The sequence below is a fragment of the Paenibacillus sp. VTT E-133280 genome (assembly GCF_002264385.1).
GTDB lineage: Bacteria > Bacillota > Bacilli > Paenibacillales > Paenibacillaceae > Paenibacillus_AQ > Paenibacillus_AQ nitricinens.
This window is the reverse complement of sequence record NZ_NFUX01000032.1, coordinates 54,180-73,985: the sequence shown is the minus strand read 5'-3', so window position 1 is coordinate 73,985 and position 19,806 is coordinate 54,180. Positions and strand designations below refer to the sequence as shown.

Here is a 19,806-nt window from a genome sequence, read left to right as displayed (position 1 = left end):
ACATAAAGTATGGTGTGAAACTTATACTTTCTTATATTTCAGAGGAACAAGCTGTGCTCTCCTTGATTTCATTCCTATATGTACCGTAAATCTGTAAATTTTTTTATAAAGTTACCCAACCATACTTGATCGAGTTGATTACTGCTTGGGTACGATCATCCACTTCCATTTTTTGCAAAATACTGCTAACATGGTTTTTGACCGTTTTTTCACTAATAAACAAATACTCACCGATCATTTTGTTACTCTTACCTTCCGCCATCAACCGCAGTACTTCTGCTTCACGACGTGTTAGAGGATTGTTGTCACCGGCCACAAACTTAACACCGGCTTCCTTCACTACCGTATCTGCAGCTACGCCAGTCTCATTAAGGTAAGTCATGCGCCGCAATTGATTGATTAGCTTTCCGGTAACCTTTGGATGAATAAAAGCGTGACCCTCACAGACCGAACGGATCGCATTAATAAGGGACTCGGCCTCCATATCCTTCAATAAGTAACCATTAGCGCCCTTACGAAGGGTTTCAAACACATAACTCTCATCATCATGAATCGATAAAATAATTACCTTAACCTCCGGGAACATTTCCCGCAGTTTTTGAGTGGCCTCCACGCCATTCTCAATAGGCATATTAATATCCATTAGTACGATGTCTGGTTTAGTTCCGTTACAGAACTCTAATACCTGGATACCGTCACCACATTCACCGATGACTTCGATATCCTCCTCCATGTTCAAAATACGTTTCAGCCCTTCACGAAAAAGCTGATGATCATCCGCCAAAAGAACTTTAATGGGCGTTTTAGTAGAGTTTAAGTTCTCCATCACATTACTCCTTCCCTTTCTCCACGTTCGTCGGAATGTGGATCACGATTGTTGTCCCCTGATTCTCGGCTGATATGATTTCCATTCTGCCTTCAAGCAGCTCTACACGTTCCCGCATACCTACTAGCCCGAAGCTTTCACGATTGCCCTGCGGATTTTTTAATTTCTGCACATTAAAACCTAATCCATTATCCTTAATCACAATCTTAATTAACTGCGCTTGGTAAGTAATCTCTACCAATACGAAACTCGGGTAGGCATGTTTAGCAGCATTAGACAAAGCTTCCTGGACCAATCGGTATACCGCTGCCTCCATGGCTGAAGATAGTCGATGTTCCTGACCTCTGGTTTCCAAGGTCGTCCTCAGCTTCGTCTTCTCCTCAAAATCATGCACATATTTCCGCAAAGTCGGAATTAATCCCAAATCATCGAGAGCCATCGGTCGTAAATTAAAGATGACCTTACGCATTTCTTCCAAGCTGTATCGAACCTGTCCTTTCAAATCTATTACTTCGTCCTGCACTAACCCAAATTCCTGCTTTACCAGCATTCTTTCTACAATTTCCGTCCTAAGGACTAGATTCGCCAGCATTTGAGCAGGACCATCATGAATTTCCCGGGCAATTCTCTTCCGTTCTTCCTCTTGAGCCAGGATTATCTTGAGTCCTATCATCTGTCTGTTCTTGGCAGATTCGACAATTCTCGTCACCTGACCTAGTTCTCCCGACAAATATTCGAGCACTACGCTCATTTGCGAACCAATTGACTCAGCACGTTCTACAGAATTTTCGACACTGCGCACTCGCATTTGTAATTCATCACGTCTTGATCGAAGATAAACCTCTCGCTCACGCGTCATCATGAGTTCGAGCTGTAGCTCCGTAGCCTTCTCATAGGCAATACGGATATCCTTCTCGGAGTAGCGGACAAAGTCCCGGCTGACCTCTGTCAGCCGGATTCTGGAGCGATGATACTGCAGCTCCAGCTTGTCTACTTTTTTCAATGTCTCATCCGTTTCGTCCATGACCCGCTGCAGTTCTTTGTTGAGTGCAGCAAGTTCATCACGCGCAACCTGCAATATTTCAAAAATCTGATACTTGCTGCTCTCCATCACGTCGATGGTATTTTTAATGACGCGATCAATCGCATCGGTTTGAAATTCCACGGATGCTTGCCCCTTTTCTATCGAATCGTTTTAAAGGTTTTCCTTTATATTAACATATCACGATTCGATAGTTACGGTCTTCGTTTTCTGTTCCCATTTTACAGTTAATCCTAGCTGTTCAGAAACTAGTCTTAACGGTACTAAAGTCCTACCTTGTAAAATGATTGGTGCTACTTCAGCACTCTGACGTTTACCGTTCAGCAGATATTCCTTTTTATTTACGGTAAGATCCAGTGCCTTGGCTCCGCGTAATACCATGATCTTCTTATTCACCTGATCCCAAGTAGCGCTGCCTCCGAAAGCATCAAGGACATACCGAATTGGCACATAAGTACTGCCGTCTTTAACAATTGGGGCTACATCAATAGCTTTCTTTGTTCCGTTTACGGTCATTGCTTTCGAGCCAATGCTCATGGAAGCCGTACCTTTCGGTAAGCCTGCATCACTAGAAAGAGATGGCATTGTAAACTTGATATTATCAACGGCAACTGTACCCGTCTTCGCCCGTTCATCTTGGCCTTCCTCTACGTTGACTACATAGAGTCTCTTCAGCGTTGCTGGGAATTTAATGCCTGAGCCTGACAAGTCAATGTTAATGTTCTTCCAACCATTCCAATCGATGATCTTCGCAAGATCCACATAAGCTGTAGCTCCACTGTTGTCTACAAATTCAGCACGCAGCCAATTCAAGCTCATATCGCCCATCACATCAACCGACATCGAAGTTGCAAGCGCTGGAACTGTTTTTCCGCTTGTACCATTAAGCTGAGCATAAGCATACATTTTGCCGCTGCCAGCCGTCATATCATAACTGAGTGACAGCACCTTGGATCCTACTCTTTCAGCCGTTCCATCCACTATTGTTGCAGTACCCTGTACCGCTGGAACATTGGTAGTAAAGTCGATTGGATAGCTTACCTTCTCGAAATCTTCCCATGTTGTAGCTGCTGCTGTTGATAATACAACCACTGCACTAAATCCATCATAACGGGCAATAGCATAACCTGTAGTAACCCCTGCATCCACAGCGTTTACAGTAAGCTTGCCATCTTTCACGGCTCCCTTAAAGCCTACAAACTCCCACTTCAGTGCTGAATCCGGAACATTGATAGTTGTTCCACTCTTCGTTGCCGCTGTAACAGGGACAGACACAGTATTACCGGCTGTCAGTGGCGCTGTAGCTGTTCCTACACTCATACTGGATAGATCATTACCACCTAGAACTGTAACAGTTGTAGAGGCGCTTGCGGCACCGCTTTTAGCCGTTAAGGTAACGGTACCTGGCTTCACTGCCGTTACTTCACCTGCACTTACAGTCGCGCTTCCGCCGCTTGATACCCAAGTAGGATTACCTGCTGCTACATCAATAGGGTTGTAGTAAGTGTCATAACCTTTTAAAGAATACGTTGCCTTTTGTCCAACCAGCAGTGCGGAACTTCCGCTAATTTTGATTCCTTTCACTTCACCTTGCGGTGCGTTAGTGTAGACACCAAGCCCGTTAACGATGCTACGCTGCTCTGTGCCATACTCTGTATTAAAAGTGAGTGTAGTAGAGGTTTCACCGAGGGGCCGGTCTACCATCGTTGTAGAGCCGCCTCCATCGAGATTAAGACCTTTCCAGACTCCGATATTGGTCATAAATGATTGCAATTCGGTTAAAGACATCCCTGAACTATTACCATTTTTCTCAGCAGCTATGATATATACATAACGTCCGTCTTGAGAATATCCTAAAGCTGTGCGTGCACGATAGCCTCCAATGCTGCTAGTAGAACGAGAGAACGTTGCTGCTTTTCCGTTATTTACTAGAATCGTATGTCCGCCGATCATGGTTTGCAGATTCGCAGGGTCTAGCGATTGCTGTGTAGTCTTAGATTTCAGGGAATACACACTTGTTACAGGTTGTCCTACCGTCAAATGGGCAGTAACGTAACGTGCGGCTAAGCCATGTGCCCGCAAAATATAAGCTCCCTTTGGAACCGCCGTAGGGAGTGCAGCATTTTCTGAAATTTGAGTAACTACACCATTCTCAACAAGTACCTCTGTTGGAGTGGTAGAGCTATTTTTAGGGCGGTCGAGTGCAGTCCATACATCTGTGTAGATATACATAGCATTAGCATGACTATAAGTCGAGCTTCCGCCTTCAGGGCTATAAGCACCTTTATTGATACCGGAGATCTCAAACTGTGCGCCATCTGGCGCGGTTACCATCCCCTCAAAACTGTACTCGTCAATAATAGGTTTGCGGTCTTTTGTCACTGCAAAGGCATACATTCCATCCAATTGTGAAGGAGTAGACACCAGTACTCCACCTGATACTTGTCCACCAATAGGAGCACCCTCTCCACCGGTATTAAAATAATCGCCATTTACTGCCGCCACGGCTCCAGTTTCCTTGGCCATTCCGCCTGTACTTTGCCGAGTAGTCAGGTTTCCACCTTTTCCAGTCATCACATCTAAAGAAACGTATGGATTGTTAAGATCTATACGAATGACATCCGCAAGCCCAGAAGCACTCGCCCCAGAACGTGTAGTAGTATATTTATATTTCATCATAATGGCGCCCGAAGTAATCACTTCTTCTCCCAGCTTACTTACTTTAAAAGGAGCTGTGGCTGCAGCTGCAATTGGTGCAGACCCCTGACCAAACAGCATCATACCTTCACTGCCGATTACCGGCATAATCCATAACACACCAGCCAATGAAGCAGCAATCCACTTTTTAGTGGAAGATAATCTTATTCCCCGTACAACCTCGCTACTCTTCTTCTCCAAAACTTCATTCATTTCAACGTAACTCTCCCATCTCTTTTGTACTCTATCAGTCCGTATCAGTGTCTGGAAACTGGTTCCTATTTTTCTAGTACTCTTTTAATAGACTGAAAATAAGCCAAAAAGTTGCGAAGTTGAGAGATTTCAAGCTTTATAGAGTCAAAAATGTCATTATTAAACGACAAAAAAAGCCTGGTATATTTACCAGACTTTACCAATTGTTTCATTGTTTATGAGAGTTGCTTACAAGTAATCTGCCTGTTTCAACATCCGCTGCAGCATCACAGCAGCTTGAGCACGTGTGGCATTTCCTTGGGGCTGGAATTCACTTGTTGTCATGCCCAGAATAATGCCAGATTGCACTGCCTTTGCGACGAACTCAGCGCTTTGATTCTGAATCTTCGACTTATCCTTGAATTTTGCAAGTGTTGAGGCAGAAGTGCCGCTTAGCGTAATCGGATGATTGGTATATTCCATCGCACGAATCATCATAATCGCCATCTGTTCACGTGTTATATTATCATTCGGACGGAAGGTCCCATCCGTATTCCCAGTAATAATACCGGCTTTAGCCGCTGCGCCAATATAGTCTCCAGTTTGTGTGGAAGGCTGCACATCCCGGAAGCGTTGCGCGGTCTCACGATCTCCTAGCAGACCAAGACCACGACTAAGCATTATAGCAAACTCAGCTCGGGTGATTTTTTTCTCCGGATTAAACGTACTACCGTAGCTGCTATCAATAATATTCTTAGCGCTAAGTTCAGCAACAATTGCATTACTCCAATGCTTACCCATATCCGTGAAGGCTCTGGTGGATAAGAAAGTCCCTAATATCTGATTACCAGCGGTACGAGCACGAATAACCGTATAATTACCAACCGTACTGACTTTTGTAGGCAGATAAGCCGCATCGTAATAGGAAAGGTCTAACCTGGCCGCAGATGTCTGCGCACTATTTAATGAAGAAGTAGTACGTACGGTATATTCTCCTGGTACTGTCAGTGCCTTGGCATTCGCATAATTATCACTAATTATCGCAGTCACCCGGACATCCATAAGACTAGTAATGGTTCGCATCCCCATCGTTTGTAGCTTTTGCTCAAAAGGTGTAAATGTGCCTGCTGGAACTTTATCCAAGCGGAACACGAGCGAAATATTTTTACTGTCCGAGATCAAGCTACTCGCAAGTCCGTTCATATCAATATCATTGAGTCCCACACTAAATAGGTTATCTCCATGTCGAATCATAAACTTTGTATTTTTATTACGGTTCACCGCGTCGAGCAATGGTTTTAGCGGAACCGTCACAAAAGCTGCTTGTTCCGTGGAAGGAACCTCAAAAGCTAATACATCATTATTCATCTTATACAGATATTCATAACTGGCAGCTATTCGCTCTGCGTTTAAAGTATATCTTTTTACCGATTGATTATATACAGAACGATCATCCACAATTTGCGAGGAATCGCTCTTTAATAGTGCATACTCTTTTCCAAATTCACTCGTTACAAGTGTTCCTAGATAGGATGGACGATTTCCAGATCCAGTGGTCACTCCGGTTAGATTCTGAACAGATAATGCTGAGAATGAGGATAGTGTATTCCCACTCAAATCCTTAATAGTCCCGGTACCAGACATATAGGACAGGTCCACTGTTTGACCGGTCTTTACAACCGAGGATAACGTTATTTTTAGAATATTGCCTGAGATATAGTAGGATTGCACTCCCAAGCTGCTGCCATCTGCTCTAACTCCAAACTGATTCGCGTAAAGGGAACCGGATGCCTGCATATTCTTTGCAAAAGTAACGGTTAACTCGTCACCTGAAACGGTCGCTGAATTAATCTCCGGTATAGTAGTGCCACTGTTTTCTGAGATGGATACAGGCTGCAGGTTAATATACGCCGCTCGGTTTCCATTCAAATCGCTCACCCCTGCAGAGCCCGGCACATAAGATATTGTCACATTCTGATTCACCGTCAGCGCTGTCTGAAGTGTCAAAGTAACCTGAGTGCCGCTGACCGATACATTAGTTACATAATTAGGCGTGCTGCCCACTAACACAGAGAATTGGCTATTCAGTGGGGGATTGGTTGTAGACAAGCCTTCATTATAATTCAGAATGATTTTAGTCCCGCCTCCGGTTGCACTTTGAAACACTGGCGCAATCGTATCATTACTGTTACGGATATTGAAATCAGTAAAGTCCGCAATATTTTGTCCATAAGAATTTAGCAAAGGATACGAACCTGCATAGTAGGATACCCGAACGTTCTGTCCATTCGATGCTTCACTGCCCAATGTTAAATATACTGTATTGCCACTGGAACTGATCGAGTTGACCCCAAGTGAGCTTCCATCTGCTGTCACTAGGAACTGGTTATGAGCGTAATAGGAAACCGATTTTAGTGTGTCGTTAAAATTTAATACTACAGATCTCCCCGTGATTCGCCCGTCTTTAGGTGTCGGCATGGAGGACTCAATGGAGTTCGTGATCTGTTTAGAGCTAAAAGTGCTCGCTGCATTTCCGCTTGGATCCTGAATCGTCCGCAGTCCGCCATTATAGCTGACCTTTACAATCTGCCCAACAGCTACACCTGTACTCAGCACCAGATAAGTGCTGTCTCCCTGAATATAAACACTTTCAATCGCTCGATTCTCGTCGTTCACCGTAACTCCAAAGCTTGAGGTTAACAGCGCTATGGATGAATTGAGAGACTCATTATATTTCAGACGAATGGTTCGGTTGTTCTCAAGCTGTGCAGATGTGAGCTGTGGAGCAGTTTTGTCCAGAGACAAGGTCTTGAAGCTCCATGAATTTTTACCGCTTAATCCGTCATATAGAACGTTGGCATCACTTGCGTCTACAAAAGCCCCTTTAGCGATATCAATGTAATAAGTTGAATCACTATCTAACGCTACAGAAGGTGTGATTATAAATTCTTTAGCTGTAGTGGTACTCCGGGTAACGTTAACCGGCACCTGAGATCCTCCGCTTTTATATAGAGCCACACCATTGGCCACTGCACTGTTGTAATTCACATCCCGATTAAACGCAATCGAAAAGGATCTGTTGTTAGCAATAGATTCACTTCGATCAGATGGATTCAAAGCACTTAGACCAAGTCCAGTCAAAGATACCGTTGTGAAGGTCCAAGTGTACGGGCCCGAGGCAGGAAATACATTTCCATCTTGATCATAAAAAGCACCTTGGGGGATGGTAACTGTATATTGCGTGCCGTTTAGCAGAGGTGAGGCTGATGACGCTGGATTCAATGTTATGGTTCTGCTGCTTCCTCCTGTAACGGCTGGGGAGTTCACATCGAGCCATCTTGTTCTAGCATCGTTAGCTGCCCCTGGGGACACCGTAATTACACCCGATGCAGGCATCATAGGACGGTCAAAAGTGAGCTGTAGCGCTCCTGTGGTAGATATACCGCCTGCACCGTTAGCTGGTGATGGAGTCATTGGAATTTCAGCTACACCTTTCGTAGAGAAACTCCATACATTCCCGCTAGAAATCCCAGCAAACGTTCGATTATCAACATCCTTAAAAGCATAGGCATCAATAAGAACATAGTAATTCCCTCCGGCTGCCAATGCTTTCTCTAGCGTTAATTTAACTGTAGTAGAGTTAGCATCAGTCAGAACGTTAACTCTAATGTCATCATCCTTTATTCTGAACTCTTGCACGGTTGTATTATCTGCTGAGGACAGGATTCGGATAGAGCCCCCGCCTTTTAACAGCTGCTTATTTAGTGTCAGACTAAGTTCCTTTAAACTCCCGGCATCTACTCTTGCATTACTAGCCGGTGAAAAGTTGCCTGCCGTGATCGCTGTATTACTCTCAGGAGCGGTGGTAAATGCCCATGAAGTAAGTCCTGATTCGTTCCCCTCATTATCTTTAAATAATCCTTTGGGAATTGTGACCGTGTATGCCTTATTCGGAATGAATCGTTGATTTGGCCCTAACTTAAGCTCATATTCTTTTGAACTACCAATTAAGCCATAGCTACCAATAGAAATCGTCACAAAAGGTGTACTATCACCCTGACCTGTAATCGTAATTTCTCCAGCCTGGGGATTCACTTGACGATCAAAGCTTAATTTAAGAGATGACCCAATATTTACAAAGGTTGCTCCAGGTGCTGGCGACACACTAATGCCAAATTCCGCTGCAGCATGTACTGCAGATATTCCAATTCCGATAGAAGGATACCCTGCTCCAAGTACCAGTTCTCCCGCTAGGAAAAGTGCCGTCCATATTGAAATTTTTCTTTTCATGCTGTGATAGACTCCTCTCAAACCATACTAACGTCTTTATGTATACTCTTATATTTCGGTTAAAGGGCTTACAAAGTTTAGTAGTCTACTTCTCTATGAATAGAATCAATAGCGATTACTATCCATTCCATAAAAATAGCCCGTAAGCCGACACTAAGTGCCAGCTTACGGGCTTAAATGATTATAAGAACGTATGATTAACTTCTACAGTCCAGCCTGACCTCTTAGTAATTCTGCTTTATCTACGCGTTCCCATGGAAGATCTACATCTGTACGTCCAAAATGGCCGTATGCTGCTGTCTGTCTATAAATCGGTTTACGCAAATCAAGCATGGAAATAATGCCTGCAGGGCGAAGATCAAAGTTGTTGCTGATCAGTTGAACCATCTTTTCCTCACTGATTTTACCTGTTCCGTATGTATCCACATTAATCGAGACAGGAGTAGCCACACCAATGGCATAAGCAAGCTGGATCTCACATTTATCAGCTAGACCTGCAGCTACAAGATTCTTCGCCACATAACGAGCTGCATAAGCCGCAGAGCGGTCCACTTTAGTTGGATCCTTACCAGAGAATGCGCCACCGCCATGACGGGCATATCCGCCATACGTATCAACGATAATCTTCCGTCCAGTCAGACCGGCATCCCCTTGAGGACCACCAATAACAAAACGTCCAGTTGGGTTAATAAAATACTTAGTTTCAGCATCGAGTAGTTCCGCAGGAACAACCGGCATAATTACATGCTCTTTAATATCTGCCTGAATTTGTTCAAGAGAAATTTCTTCCGCATGCTGTGTAGATACTACGATAGCATCCACGCGTACAGGCTTCTCATCTTGATATTCAATCGTAACTTGTGTCTTTCCGTCAGGACGCAGATATTCCAAAGTTCCGTTCTTACGAACCTCAGACAAGCGACGAGCAATACGGTGAGATAAAGCGATCGGTAGCGGCATCAGTTCTGGTGTTTCATTCGTAGCAAAACCGAACATTAACCCCTGATCACCCGCGCCAATATTTGCTGTTTCTTCAGCCAGCTGTGCTGGATCACGATGCTCTAGGGCAGAGTTTACACCTTGAGCAATATCAGCCGACTGTTCATTCAGCGAGCTCAAAACTGCACAGGTATTATAATCGAAACCATATTTTGCACGTGTATATCCAATTTCTTTAATGGTATTGCGTACGATGGCAGGAATATCTACATACTCAGATTTGGTACTGATTTCCCCGATCACCAAAACAAGACCAGTTGCTACTGCTACTTCGCAGGCTACACGTGCATTTGGATCATTAGCTAAAAATGCATCGAGTACCGCATCGGAAATCTGGTCACAGATTTTATCCGGATGCCCTTCCGTCACGGACTCGGAAGTAAACAAATGACGCCCTTTAATAGACAAGTATAACAACCTCCCTTATGGTTAGTCTGACACTGTATAAGGAGTTCCTTAATAATCACAGGCCAAATTATAAAAAACTATAAAACTAAGAAACTGAGGAGCCTGTTCTTTTTATGAAGGATGATTGCAGTATTTCATGTTTATATTCACTAAACTCTTCAAAAAAATGAACCTTTCCCATATGGAAAAGGTCTAAGGCTTTCCTCAAAAGTCATATTATCTTATTTGGGAGGTGGTGTCAATTACTCCGAAGCCCCTCCATCACAGTATAAATATTGATCCCACGGTATTAAAAAGAAATATCAGATAGGATTAATGAGAATTCCTTCCCCCTGATATTTTTAAAGAAGAGACTGTTCAGCTTGCTTAATGAGTCTCTTCGTGATTTCTCCGCCAACAGAGCCATTATCTCTTGAGCTAAGATGTCCAAGATACTGGCTACGGCCAGAACCACTACCTCCGATTGCTCCTAATTCAGATGCAAACTCTGTGTCTGCTCCGCCTCCATAATGCGCTCCATATAAACCAAATTCAGCTGCAATTTCATATTGCATTTGCTTTAGCATTGCCCGACTTTCCGGTACCACTGTACGATTGTTACGTGCCATGTTACAGCACCTCCTGTGAATTTGTAAGATTACAGGAATATTGTGCGTCCAACATCTACGCTTCAATCGCGCCAATGATTTGTAACTTTGGAAATCAGTTTGAAGGTATGATCAACTACGTTTAAGGGCATTATGAATATATAGTTACACATTATTTTAATGTATATCCACCGCGAACCATGACAACAAGACCAAGGGTTTGTCCTGCTTGGACAGTAATACCACGACCATCGCGAGGGAAGGATAATAAATGGTTAGATGGCGCAGCTACTCCATTTGCAAGATCTTTACCATCTGTTAAATCAGCCACACCGTTTGCATCCTGAGAGTAGATAACCGCTTTACCTGCGCGAACAATAAATTCAGCACCTGCGGAAGCAATTAGAGTTTGTCCTGGTTTTACATCGACAATTACGGATTCATTACTGCTAGTAGTCGGGTTTGTTGTAGCTGTTGGAGCTGAGCTTGGACTCGGAGTAGCTGTAGCTACTGGAGCTGTACCTGTACCACCTGTAAGTGCTTTCTGAATTTGCTGATCAACATAGCTTTTGGTAACCACAGGGTCATCTGCTGTTCCAGGCTGTGAACCTACACCTGCACCTTCAGCAGTAACATTCAATAGTGATCCAGCCCATACACCACCAGCCAGTAACACAGCAGCCGTTGTCACTTTCCATACCGATTTCAATGAAGTTCCTCCTCATGAATGGGGATAAATGCCTATAAAAAAAGAATAGCCTCCGAAGAGGCTATTCTTGCTTCGAAAGGAAGCTAATTATCTTACAGTGATTGAAGTTTCACCAGTAACAACGTTGCCGTTACCATCTGTGAAGGTAGCATCTTTAGCTACTTTTACAATGAGAGAATCAGCAGTGCTCAAGTCGATTGACTTAGCTTTAGTTGCATCAGTGTAGAATGCCAAGTGAACTTTACCATTGTCACTACCTGTACCAGGTTCAACAGAAACGAATGGTGTAACACCTTTGCCATCAACAACCAAGGTAACTACAAAGTCTTTAGCTTCAGGTTTAACGTTAGTACCAGAAGTTGCAGTTGCAATACCATTGGAGAAGGACAATGTCAAGTAGTTGTTTTGAACACTGTTAATAATAGCTTCAGTCAATTTCGGAGCAGTTTTATTAACAAGAGTGTCCGTTGTAGAAGTTTTTCCAGGAACGCTTTCGATTCCATTTCCTGCAGCGTCTGTAATACCTACAACTTCAAACTTATAAGCTTTAGTTTCTGTGATTCCACTTACTGGAACAAACACGCGAACTGTAGCTGCTGTTGGTTTAGTAACATCTCCAACTGCATGTGACACGATTGCATAAGATCCAGAAGGTAGAGCATTACCATTCAGAACATAACTATTTGGATCGCGAAGTGATGCTACATTCAATCCAGAATCACCAGCAGCATTGTCAGTAGCTTCTACAGTGTACAGATGATATCCCGGTTGAGTGATATCAGTAATTGATGCTTTTTCATATGTTACGGATGTAACAACTGGTCTCTTAGAATCATTAGTAGTAACTTTTTCAGCAGTCAAACCAATTGTAGTTGCTGCAGACTTGTTAGGGTCTTTAGCCAAGTCGGATACCAAATTCGCTGCAATGCGAAGTGTATAGTCACCACTTAAACCAACAACTTTAGGGAAGGTAACTTTTGCACCTTTTTTAACAGCGCCAGTAGTATCAATTGTAACTAGTTTACCAGTGGAATTCTCAATTGCACTGACAGCTGCACCCAGATAGTTAATTTCTTCGCTGAAAGTAACCACAAGACCCTTAGAGCCATAAGTAGCACTTACTACAGTTGGAGCAGTAGTATCTTTAGTCAATGTGATAGCTTGGGACAGGCTTGATCCAAGTGTGTTACCCAAAGTATCTTTCACAGCAGATCCAAATACCAATGTACCAGTGAATGTGTTGGAGCTTGGGAAAGCAAAGTTGCTAGGTACTTGCAATTTAATTGTGTCTCCATTGGAGTCAGAATTAACATACATGTTACCAACTTTATCTCCATCAGCTTTCAACAAGGAAACATTACCCTTCAAAGAAGTGAAGTTTACTTTCTTGTCGAATTTAACATTTACATATTGATCACTAACAGGCGTGATGCTAACGATCTTCGGAGCTGCTGTGTCAGCAGTTACAGTAACACTTGTTTTGATTGTGCTTGCTACGTTACCAGCAAAGTCAGTTACGTTAGTCAAGGAAACATCATATGCTGTACCCGATTTCAGATCAGCATTTGTAGTGATTTTAAATGTGTCAGCGGAGTCTCTTACGATCGAAACTAGTGAGCCATTAACAGTTGCAGTGATACCGTATTGTTTAACAGGTTCGCTGAATTGAACATAAATTTCTTTAGTAGTGTCTTTAGCTACAGAGTTGATAGCTTTTACTGTTGCAGCAGTTGTATCAGCAACATTCAACAGAGTAGTGTAAGTAGCAACCTTTGTTCCAGCGGTTGTCAGAACATCATCACTTACTACTACAGTATATTGACCTTTCAAGTAATCAAGTTCTTTAGCATTCAATGTAACTGTCAGTTCAGTGCCAGCTTCGTTCAGGCTCGCATCAGATCCTGCAACTGTTACAGCTTGACCGCTAACCGGTACTACCTTAATAGTGTCAGCAAGCAGTTTGCCATCTTCAATTACAGATTCAGCATTAATTACACGGTTGAATTTAATAACAACTTGTTTAGCGTTTGGAGCTTCTACGGAAAGAACCTTAGGAGCTGCCAAAGTTACTTTAGTTGTGTAGTCGTGATCGTTGTGTTTGAAGGAAATTGAAGTTTCAACGCCTTCTACAAGTGCAGTAGTCAAAGTTACAGTAGTAGTAGTTTTGTCAGAGAAAGTTACAACTACGCTAGTAGGGCTTACTGCTTCAGCAGAAGCTACAGTAGGAGCTGCTTTCAATTGATCAACTGCATAAGCTGTTTCAACTACCAAAGAACGGCTAGCGTTAGCTTTGAAGTTAGTGTCTTTAGCAATCAGACCAGCATTGATTACCGCTTGAGCATAACCTTTAGCCCATGCAGATGCAGTGTTGTCAGATGTAGTTGGTACTTCAAGTTTCAAAGCACGGAACAATACAGCTGCTACTTCTTCAACAGTTACTTTACCGTTGTAGTCGAAGATACCTTTAACAGTATCTTTACCTTGCATCAAGTTAGCTGCAGTAACAGCTTCGATGTAAGGAACTGCCCAGTTCTTAGCGTTGTAACCTTTGTCTTTGTAAGACAATTTGTTAGTTACTTCAGTAAGATCGAACAATTTAGTAACGATCTTCGCGAATTCAGCGCGAGTAAGATCTTTTTCAAGGTGAGCTTGACCATCTGGGTACCCATTGAGAATACCTTTTGCTGCCAAAGCGTCAAATTTTTGTTGCGGAGTTGCTGCTGCGTCACCAAACGCTACAGAGGCAAACATCGAGAATGCCATTGCTGTAGATAATGCTACGGATAAAATTTTCTTCATAACCTTTTTTTCTCCTCCTTGGACGTTCATAAACTGAGATTTTTCTTTAGTTGAGTAGCTCGTGTCACTCATTAGCCGATGCACCCCCTTTCCAGAGTTGAGCAAATTAAGTATAAATAATGTCTGTGACGGGTATCACAGAAACTGGTAAACAATGATCAGGACATGACAATACTAGATTCCTAATTATACCTAAGTATTATACAATGAGCCTCAAGTCACGTAAAGCTAATTTTTCCATTTTGTTAAATTCGCTTTACCACCGGTTAATTTCAACTGCCTGTGTAAATGACTCTACACCTTAAACGCAGAAGATTTGGAAAAGTTGCGGTTTTTCAAAAAAACTTTTCTTTTTTTGTTTCCCGGTACAATCCCAATAGAAGATACATATGTATGTTCTACTAACTATTGTTAATCTTGGGTTGCCACGGAAAATAGTATACCATAGTCGTTTTCAAAACGTCATTATGCAATATTTACTAAGTATCATTAACACTAGTGCCATTTATTTAAACATTCCTACAAAATTTGAGTATAAAGGGTCTGAAAGACCTGATTTCTCACATTCACCATAGGTTGTTTATATGGCAGCTCCCCTTCTGACCTACAGCTCTTAAAGCTATAACCTAAAAACCTTCGCTTATAGGTTCGATCAAACATGTTCTTTTTTCGGTTCGCCTCCTGGTTCAATGCTTTGATGATTCGTAAGCTGATAGCTACTACTTACCGTCACCATCCGGAGATCCGCTTTATAGATAGCATCATGCTGAACGCAACAAAAAAGCGCCGTTTGCCGGCGCTTGCTTCTATTACAGTAGGGTTTAACGAATCTTCATAGATAACTGGATCAATTCCTGACGCTTTTCAGGACTTGAGTTTACATTGTCGTACATTGCATCAATAGCTGCGCGATTCTCGCGGTAGCTCTTTTCATGCTTAATTGTAGTATGAGACCATTCGATAAGGGCATTCTCAGCCACAACAAGCTCGTTGTATGAATCATGGAATCCTGTAGCCTGCACAAGCTCCTCCATGACCTCTTGTGTAATTTCCTGTAGTGCCCTTTTAGCCGCGATTTCCTTCTCCAACACTTTTGCTCTATTCTCAAACATATTCTTGGCTTTCATGTAATCCAACTGTGCTTTTGCTAAAATCGGTTTCATGGTTGGCTTTCACCTTTCAGAAAATAATATTTTCTACGTTATTGTAACGTAAATCTAAGAAGAATACAAAATATATGTCTTTGGTAATTGCTCTCATTACATTAAAACACCGGTCTGCGAATATTTTTTCGCAGGCCGGTGAACATTTTATTTGCTTTAGTTAAAGTTCTTCGGGAAGATGCTTGTACTCTTTTGCAAAAGTGCAACTGTAATCTTTCCAGCCTCCGCTCTAGTCAATTTACCCTTTGGATTAAAGTTATATACAGGTTTCTTCTGTCCTGTAACCGTCACGGCGCTTCCTTCCATAATCTTAGCTTTAGACACAGCCTCAATGGCAGGGCGTGAATAGAAATCCATATTACTTGTATCAACAAACGATTTACTTAAGGTTGCCAAGAGTTTATTGTCATTCAAAGACATCTTCAACTTCAGCGCCCTAGCGATCATTACTGCCGCTTGTTCACGTGTTAAAGCTTGGTCAGGTCCAAAGAAGCCATCACTTAGTCCTGTAACAATACCCGCCCTAGCAGCAGTCTCAATATGTTTGAAATCCCAGGTAGCCGAAACCGCTTGTGGGACAATATCGAAGAATGTTTGCTTATTGGCATCATAGTTTAAAGGAATACTCAGAGATTTCACCAGTAATGTAGCGAATTCGCCACGTGTTGTTAAATCATCTGCGCCAAATGCATCTGCACGAAGATTAGTCATGAACCCTTTCGAATACAATCCATTCATAATATTTCTACCCCAGGGGTGATTTGTAATATCAACAAAACCACGACGTAGCTTCATAACAGTGTAATAACCAAACTCATCAAATGGAACTGTGATGGTGTGCTTCTTCGTATCAACTTCTCCACCTATGTTTTCCCATTTCCCAGCATCGGTATAGCGGAATACTGTTATTGTCGACCCCACTTCATCCACAATGCTGGAGTTAAAAGTAAGCGTCAATTCACCGCGTTGAGAAGGTACAATTTTACGAGTTTGACTGTACTGCGTAAAATACCCCGTCTTCCCGCTAGCGTCCACAAAATGCGGAGTAACGCCATTGGTTTCAATATTAACACCATCTTCTCCTAGACCACCACTGAGCCAGTAGATATCAGATACTCTTGAAAAATTATTTGTAGAGACGGTTGATGTAAAGCGCAAAGCGAGATCCTGCGGGATCACAAGTTGGCCTCCCCCACCTTCTGTTCTGTCATCGCTACCAGTGACGTTAATTATATTCCCGTAATCATTCTTTCGTTCAACGACACCGTCAGCGGGGTCAGCAATACCAAACAATAATTTTGTATTAGGATAATATTTCGCAGCACCAGAGCTCGTAAATCCCTTCATAATAGTCCCTTTAGGGAAATTCAATTCCAGAGCTTTATTGAAAACACTATACTTCGTAGCTACCTTCTCTGCCATATACTGTGTATCGATCTGTACCGCACTGGCATAATAGACATCTATAGTATCGCTAATTGTAGAGTTAGCACGTACGATTTGTATCTTAATTGGCGTGGATTTGTCTGCCTTCAAACCTACATAATCATAGGTAAAACGATCTGAATTCGGAAAATCCGTACGTTTTTTGGCTTCATCCTTACCAATTATTACTTTGGTAGCGCCTTCTGCCTCAATATCAAAACGAACAAAGTTCTTGTTAACAACAATTTGTTTACCTACCGTTGGTACAGGTGAGAGAAGACGATATGGAGCTACTTCACGTACTACCTCAAGACGCTGTGTAGTTCTTGCCCCAGTCTTATTAATAAGCTCAAGGGTATAAACTTGACTTCCTGGAGCATCAAATTTAATGTCACGTAATCGTAAGATAAAGTTCTTAGCGCTTCCGATGTACTCATAGTACAGGCCATTTGCAGCCAACTCATCAGGGTAACGTTTTGGCCCAATAGGTTCCTGTTCAATGTCTGTAAGCAGCTTATCTTGACCCGTCGAAGAAAAGACCAACGTAGAACCTTGATACAGATTCAGCGTCGTAGCACCGCTACCTTGTAGCACCAAGTCGAATTTATCTTTGCTCGTTGTATATTTTTCATCCTTATATACAATTTCTGCTGGCAATGCCAGAATGGCATTACGCTCAACTTCATTAGAAAGCGTTGTTCTTGTAAAAGGTAGACGATTATCTCCCAAAGTAGGGTGGAATTGTTTTATACCAGAAGTATTGGTATCAATAATATAAATCTTCAATTCTTTTTTAATAATCCGCTGATTCCCAGCATTATCTAGTGAGACTCCTGTGAATACGATTTTATTCTCACCATACACAAGAGGCCCTGTCTGACTGATTTTTAAGTCGAAATTGAAATCTGGTTTTGTCATTGATACTTCAAACTTAGGTTTTTCAGGTAATGATTGACTATCAATACCATTAATCTGCACTTGTGCGTTTGTGATATTCTCAAATCCAATATATTCGCCGGCTACAGTTAGTCTATTATTGGCACTTGAATCGAATTCATAGGTTTGTCCATCCTGCAAGTTGCTTACGTAAATATAATTTTTAGATACATATGAAATATCAGCATTATAATAAGACTCTGATCCTGTATATCGGAACTGTACTTTCTGCTGACCGTTAGAGAAACCCGTTATTTTATAAACGTATTCGTTTGTACCGGTAACCGCTTCTGGAACAGGAGGTATACTTAACGGTTTATTACTCAAAGGTAAATAGTTAGCAGTTAAAATAGCTGAAGTTGATTTATTTGTTTTTGCTAAAATATAAAAGGTATCACTTTCTAATTGTTGACCATTTAAAGGCAATTTAGAGATATTAGTAAGAGCTCCTGAACCTGTATATCCAGGGAGATAGTACATTTCTGTTATAACAGTCTCATCTTTTAAGAATTTATAAGAATAGATATGAGAACTACTGTGGGTACCATAATCAACGGATAGCTTAAAGTCATTTACACCTGGGAGAATATCTAGATTTGTGTTAGTCGTAAATTTAACCAATTTGTACGTTGGAGTAACGCCATCAGGACCAGGAATAGTTAATTCCTCATCCACGTTTTTTATCGTAACAACTTTTTCAGTACTGGTAGTACCTTTGTTAAGAGTTAGTACAGCACTTGTTTTGAATGGAGCTACATTATAAGGCACCAATATTTGTCCTGTAAAACCTGCAACACTAGGTGTCAGGTCAGCAGTTAATGTCGGTACTTTGTCATTTAGAATATTATAGTCGACTGAATTATGATTGATGTTCAAAGAAGCAAACGGTTGATCCTTATCAAAGAAATAAACCGATCTGTCAATGGTTATTGAATCCGAAGCATTTTGAATTACGATTTTAAGAGTACTTAATCCCGGATTCAAATTCAAAGCAGGTGTAAAAAATGTTCCGTCTTCCAATAAGGAGGTTTGCAGAGCTGTTCCGCCATTCACGGAGACACTAACTTTCGTTGCATTCGCTACTTTACCTTGGAGAGTAACTGTAGATACCGGCACAACTACTTGTGTTCCTTCATTTAAATTAAGTGCAGAAGGTCCACCCAATACTTTTAATTCGGTTACGTAAGGAACTTGATCATAAAGCACATAGAAAGATTCTGAGCGTTGGAGATTACCTTGCATTCCAGAGAAAGTAATCTTATTAAAGCCTGTATACAAAACAAGACCAGACGCTACGAAGCGATTGTCCGGACTATTGTTATCTGTTGTAACTGTTCCCGTAGTCAATCGAGTCGAATCCGTTACCCATTTTTTAGATGAGCTATCCTGAGTCAACTGCTCAACAGTAACCTTCATTGTAGATGAAGTTACCTGTGAGTAAGTCCCTGTAATCGAAAAGGTAGGATTACTTATTTTGTAGACACTAGAACGACTAATTAACCCCTCTGGGTTTTGATTATCTGTTGTTGGCACAACGTCCTGCTTCAACAAAACAGTATTACGTAATGTGAGATCATCCGGACTGAAGAAAGTCGTAGAGCTCGTGGTAGCCGCTGCCGCTATCGGCGTGTATTTACCTGGGAACATAGAAACGATCAAAGCCGCCAGCATCAGCCAAACGAACGGTCTCTTAAAGCGTTGCATGTGTTATATCTCTCCTTTGAGTATAAGTT

Annotated in this window: 11 protein-coding genes; 1 reads left to right on the top strand and 10 read right to left on the bottom strand. The window is 42.0% G+C overall.

The annotated features are described in order from the left end of the window. Window positions 1–103: 103 nt before the first annotated feature. From CA600_RS15475 to CA600_RS15440, 8 genes are all read right to left on the bottom strand, one after another. Window positions 104–826, bottom strand: a complete 723-nt coding sequence (locus CA600_RS15475) for a response regulator (RefSeq protein ID WP_042131342.1) — start codon at window positions 824–826, stop codon at window positions 104–106. Between the two features lie 4 nt (window positions 827–830). Then, a complete protein-coding gene (locus CA600_RS15470; RefSeq protein ID WP_042192427.1) occupies window positions 831–1,991 on the bottom strand; it encodes a sensor histidine kinase in 1,161 nt (386 codons plus the stop codon). A gap of 57 nt (window positions 1,992–2,048) precedes the next feature. Further along, window positions 2,049–4,778: a stalk domain-containing protein gene (locus CA600_RS15465; RefSeq protein ID WP_094871169.1), complete on the bottom strand. Its 2,730-nt coding sequence runs from the start codon at window positions 4,776–4,778 to the stop codon at window positions 2,049–2,051. Window positions 4,779–5,006: 228 nt separating this feature from the next. Next, window positions 5,007–9,047: an Ig-like domain-containing protein gene (locus CA600_RS15460; protein ID WP_094871167.1), complete on the bottom strand. Its 4,041-nt coding sequence runs from the start codon at window positions 9,045–9,047 to the stop codon at window positions 5,007–5,009. 204 nt (window positions 9,048–9,251) lie between these two features. Next, window positions 9,252–10,454 (bottom strand): methionine adenosyltransferase, encoded by a 1,203-nt coding sequence (gene metK, locus CA600_RS15455; protein WP_042192431.1) that lies wholly within the window; start codon window positions 10,452–10,454, stop codon window positions 9,252–9,254. A 341-nt stretch (window positions 10,455–10,795) separates the two neighbouring features. Next, a complete protein-coding gene (locus tag CA600_RS15450) occupies window positions 10,796–11,062 on the bottom strand; it encodes an alpha/beta-type small acid-soluble spore protein (protein WP_076285662.1) in 267 nt (88 codons plus the stop codon). Window positions 11,063–11,213: 151 nt separating this feature from the next. Further along, a complete protein-coding gene (locus CA600_RS15445) occupies window positions 11,214–11,750 on the bottom strand; it encodes a hypothetical protein (protein WP_094871165.1) in 537 nt (178 codons plus the stop codon). Window positions 11,751–11,837: 87 nt separating this feature from the next. Beyond that, on the bottom strand, window positions 11,838–14,315 hold the full coding sequence (locus tag CA600_RS15440) for an Ig-like domain-containing protein (RefSeq protein WP_256989869.1): 2,478 nt from the start codon (window positions 14,313–14,315) through the stop codon (window positions 11,838–11,840). 892 nt (window positions 14,316–15,207) lie between these two features. Here CA600_RS15440 and CA600_RS15435 point away from each other — a divergent pair. After that, window positions 15,208–15,387 (top strand): hypothetical protein, encoded by a 180-nt coding sequence (locus CA600_RS15435; protein ID WP_094871162.1) that lies wholly within the window; start codon window positions 15,208–15,210, stop codon window positions 15,385–15,387. Here the strand turns inward: CA600_RS15435 and CA600_RS15430 are convergent. Next, entirely contained in the window at window positions 15,371–15,712 is a 342-nt protein-coding gene (locus CA600_RS15430) for a hypothetical protein (RefSeq protein WP_042131350.1), read from the bottom strand. The genes CA600_RS15435 and CA600_RS15430 overlap by 17 nt on opposite strands. Before the next feature lie 156 nt (window positions 15,713–15,868). Further along, entirely contained in the window at window positions 15,869–19,777 is a 3,909-nt protein-coding gene (locus tag CA600_RS15425; RefSeq protein WP_094871161.1) for an S-layer homology domain-containing protein, read from the bottom strand. Window positions 19,778–19,806: the final 29 nt, after the last annotated feature.

Excerpts from the sequence above, each read along its gene's own strand:
- CA600_RS15450 (WP_076285662.1), bottom strand. The coding sequence starts at position 11,062 with ATGGCACGTAACAATCGTACAGTGGTACCGGAAAGTCGGGCAATGCTA.
- CA600_RS15460 (WP_094871167.1), bottom strand. The coding sequence starts at position 9,047 with ATGAAAAGAAAAATTTCAATATGGACGGCACTTTTCCTAGCGGGAGAA.
- CA600_RS15465 (WP_094871169.1), bottom strand. The coding sequence starts at position 4,778 with ATGAATGAAGTTTTGGAGAAGAAGAGTAGCGAGGTTGTACGGGGAATA.
- CA600_RS15435 (WP_094871162.1), top strand. The coding sequence starts at position 15,208 with ATGTTCTTTTTTCGGTTCGCCTCCTGGTTCAATGCTTTGATGATTCGT.
- CA600_RS15430 (WP_042131350.1), bottom strand. The coding sequence starts at position 15,712 with ATGAAACCGATTTTAGCAAAAGCACAGTTGGATTACATGAAAGCCAAG.
- CA600_RS15425 (WP_094871161.1), bottom strand. The coding sequence starts at position 19,777 with ATGCAACGCTTTAAGAGACCGTTCGTTTGGCTGATGCTGGCGGCTTTG.
- CA600_RS15475 (WP_042131342.1), bottom strand. The coding sequence starts at position 826 with ATGGAGAACTTAAACTCTACTAAAACGCCCATTAAAGTTCTTTTGGCG.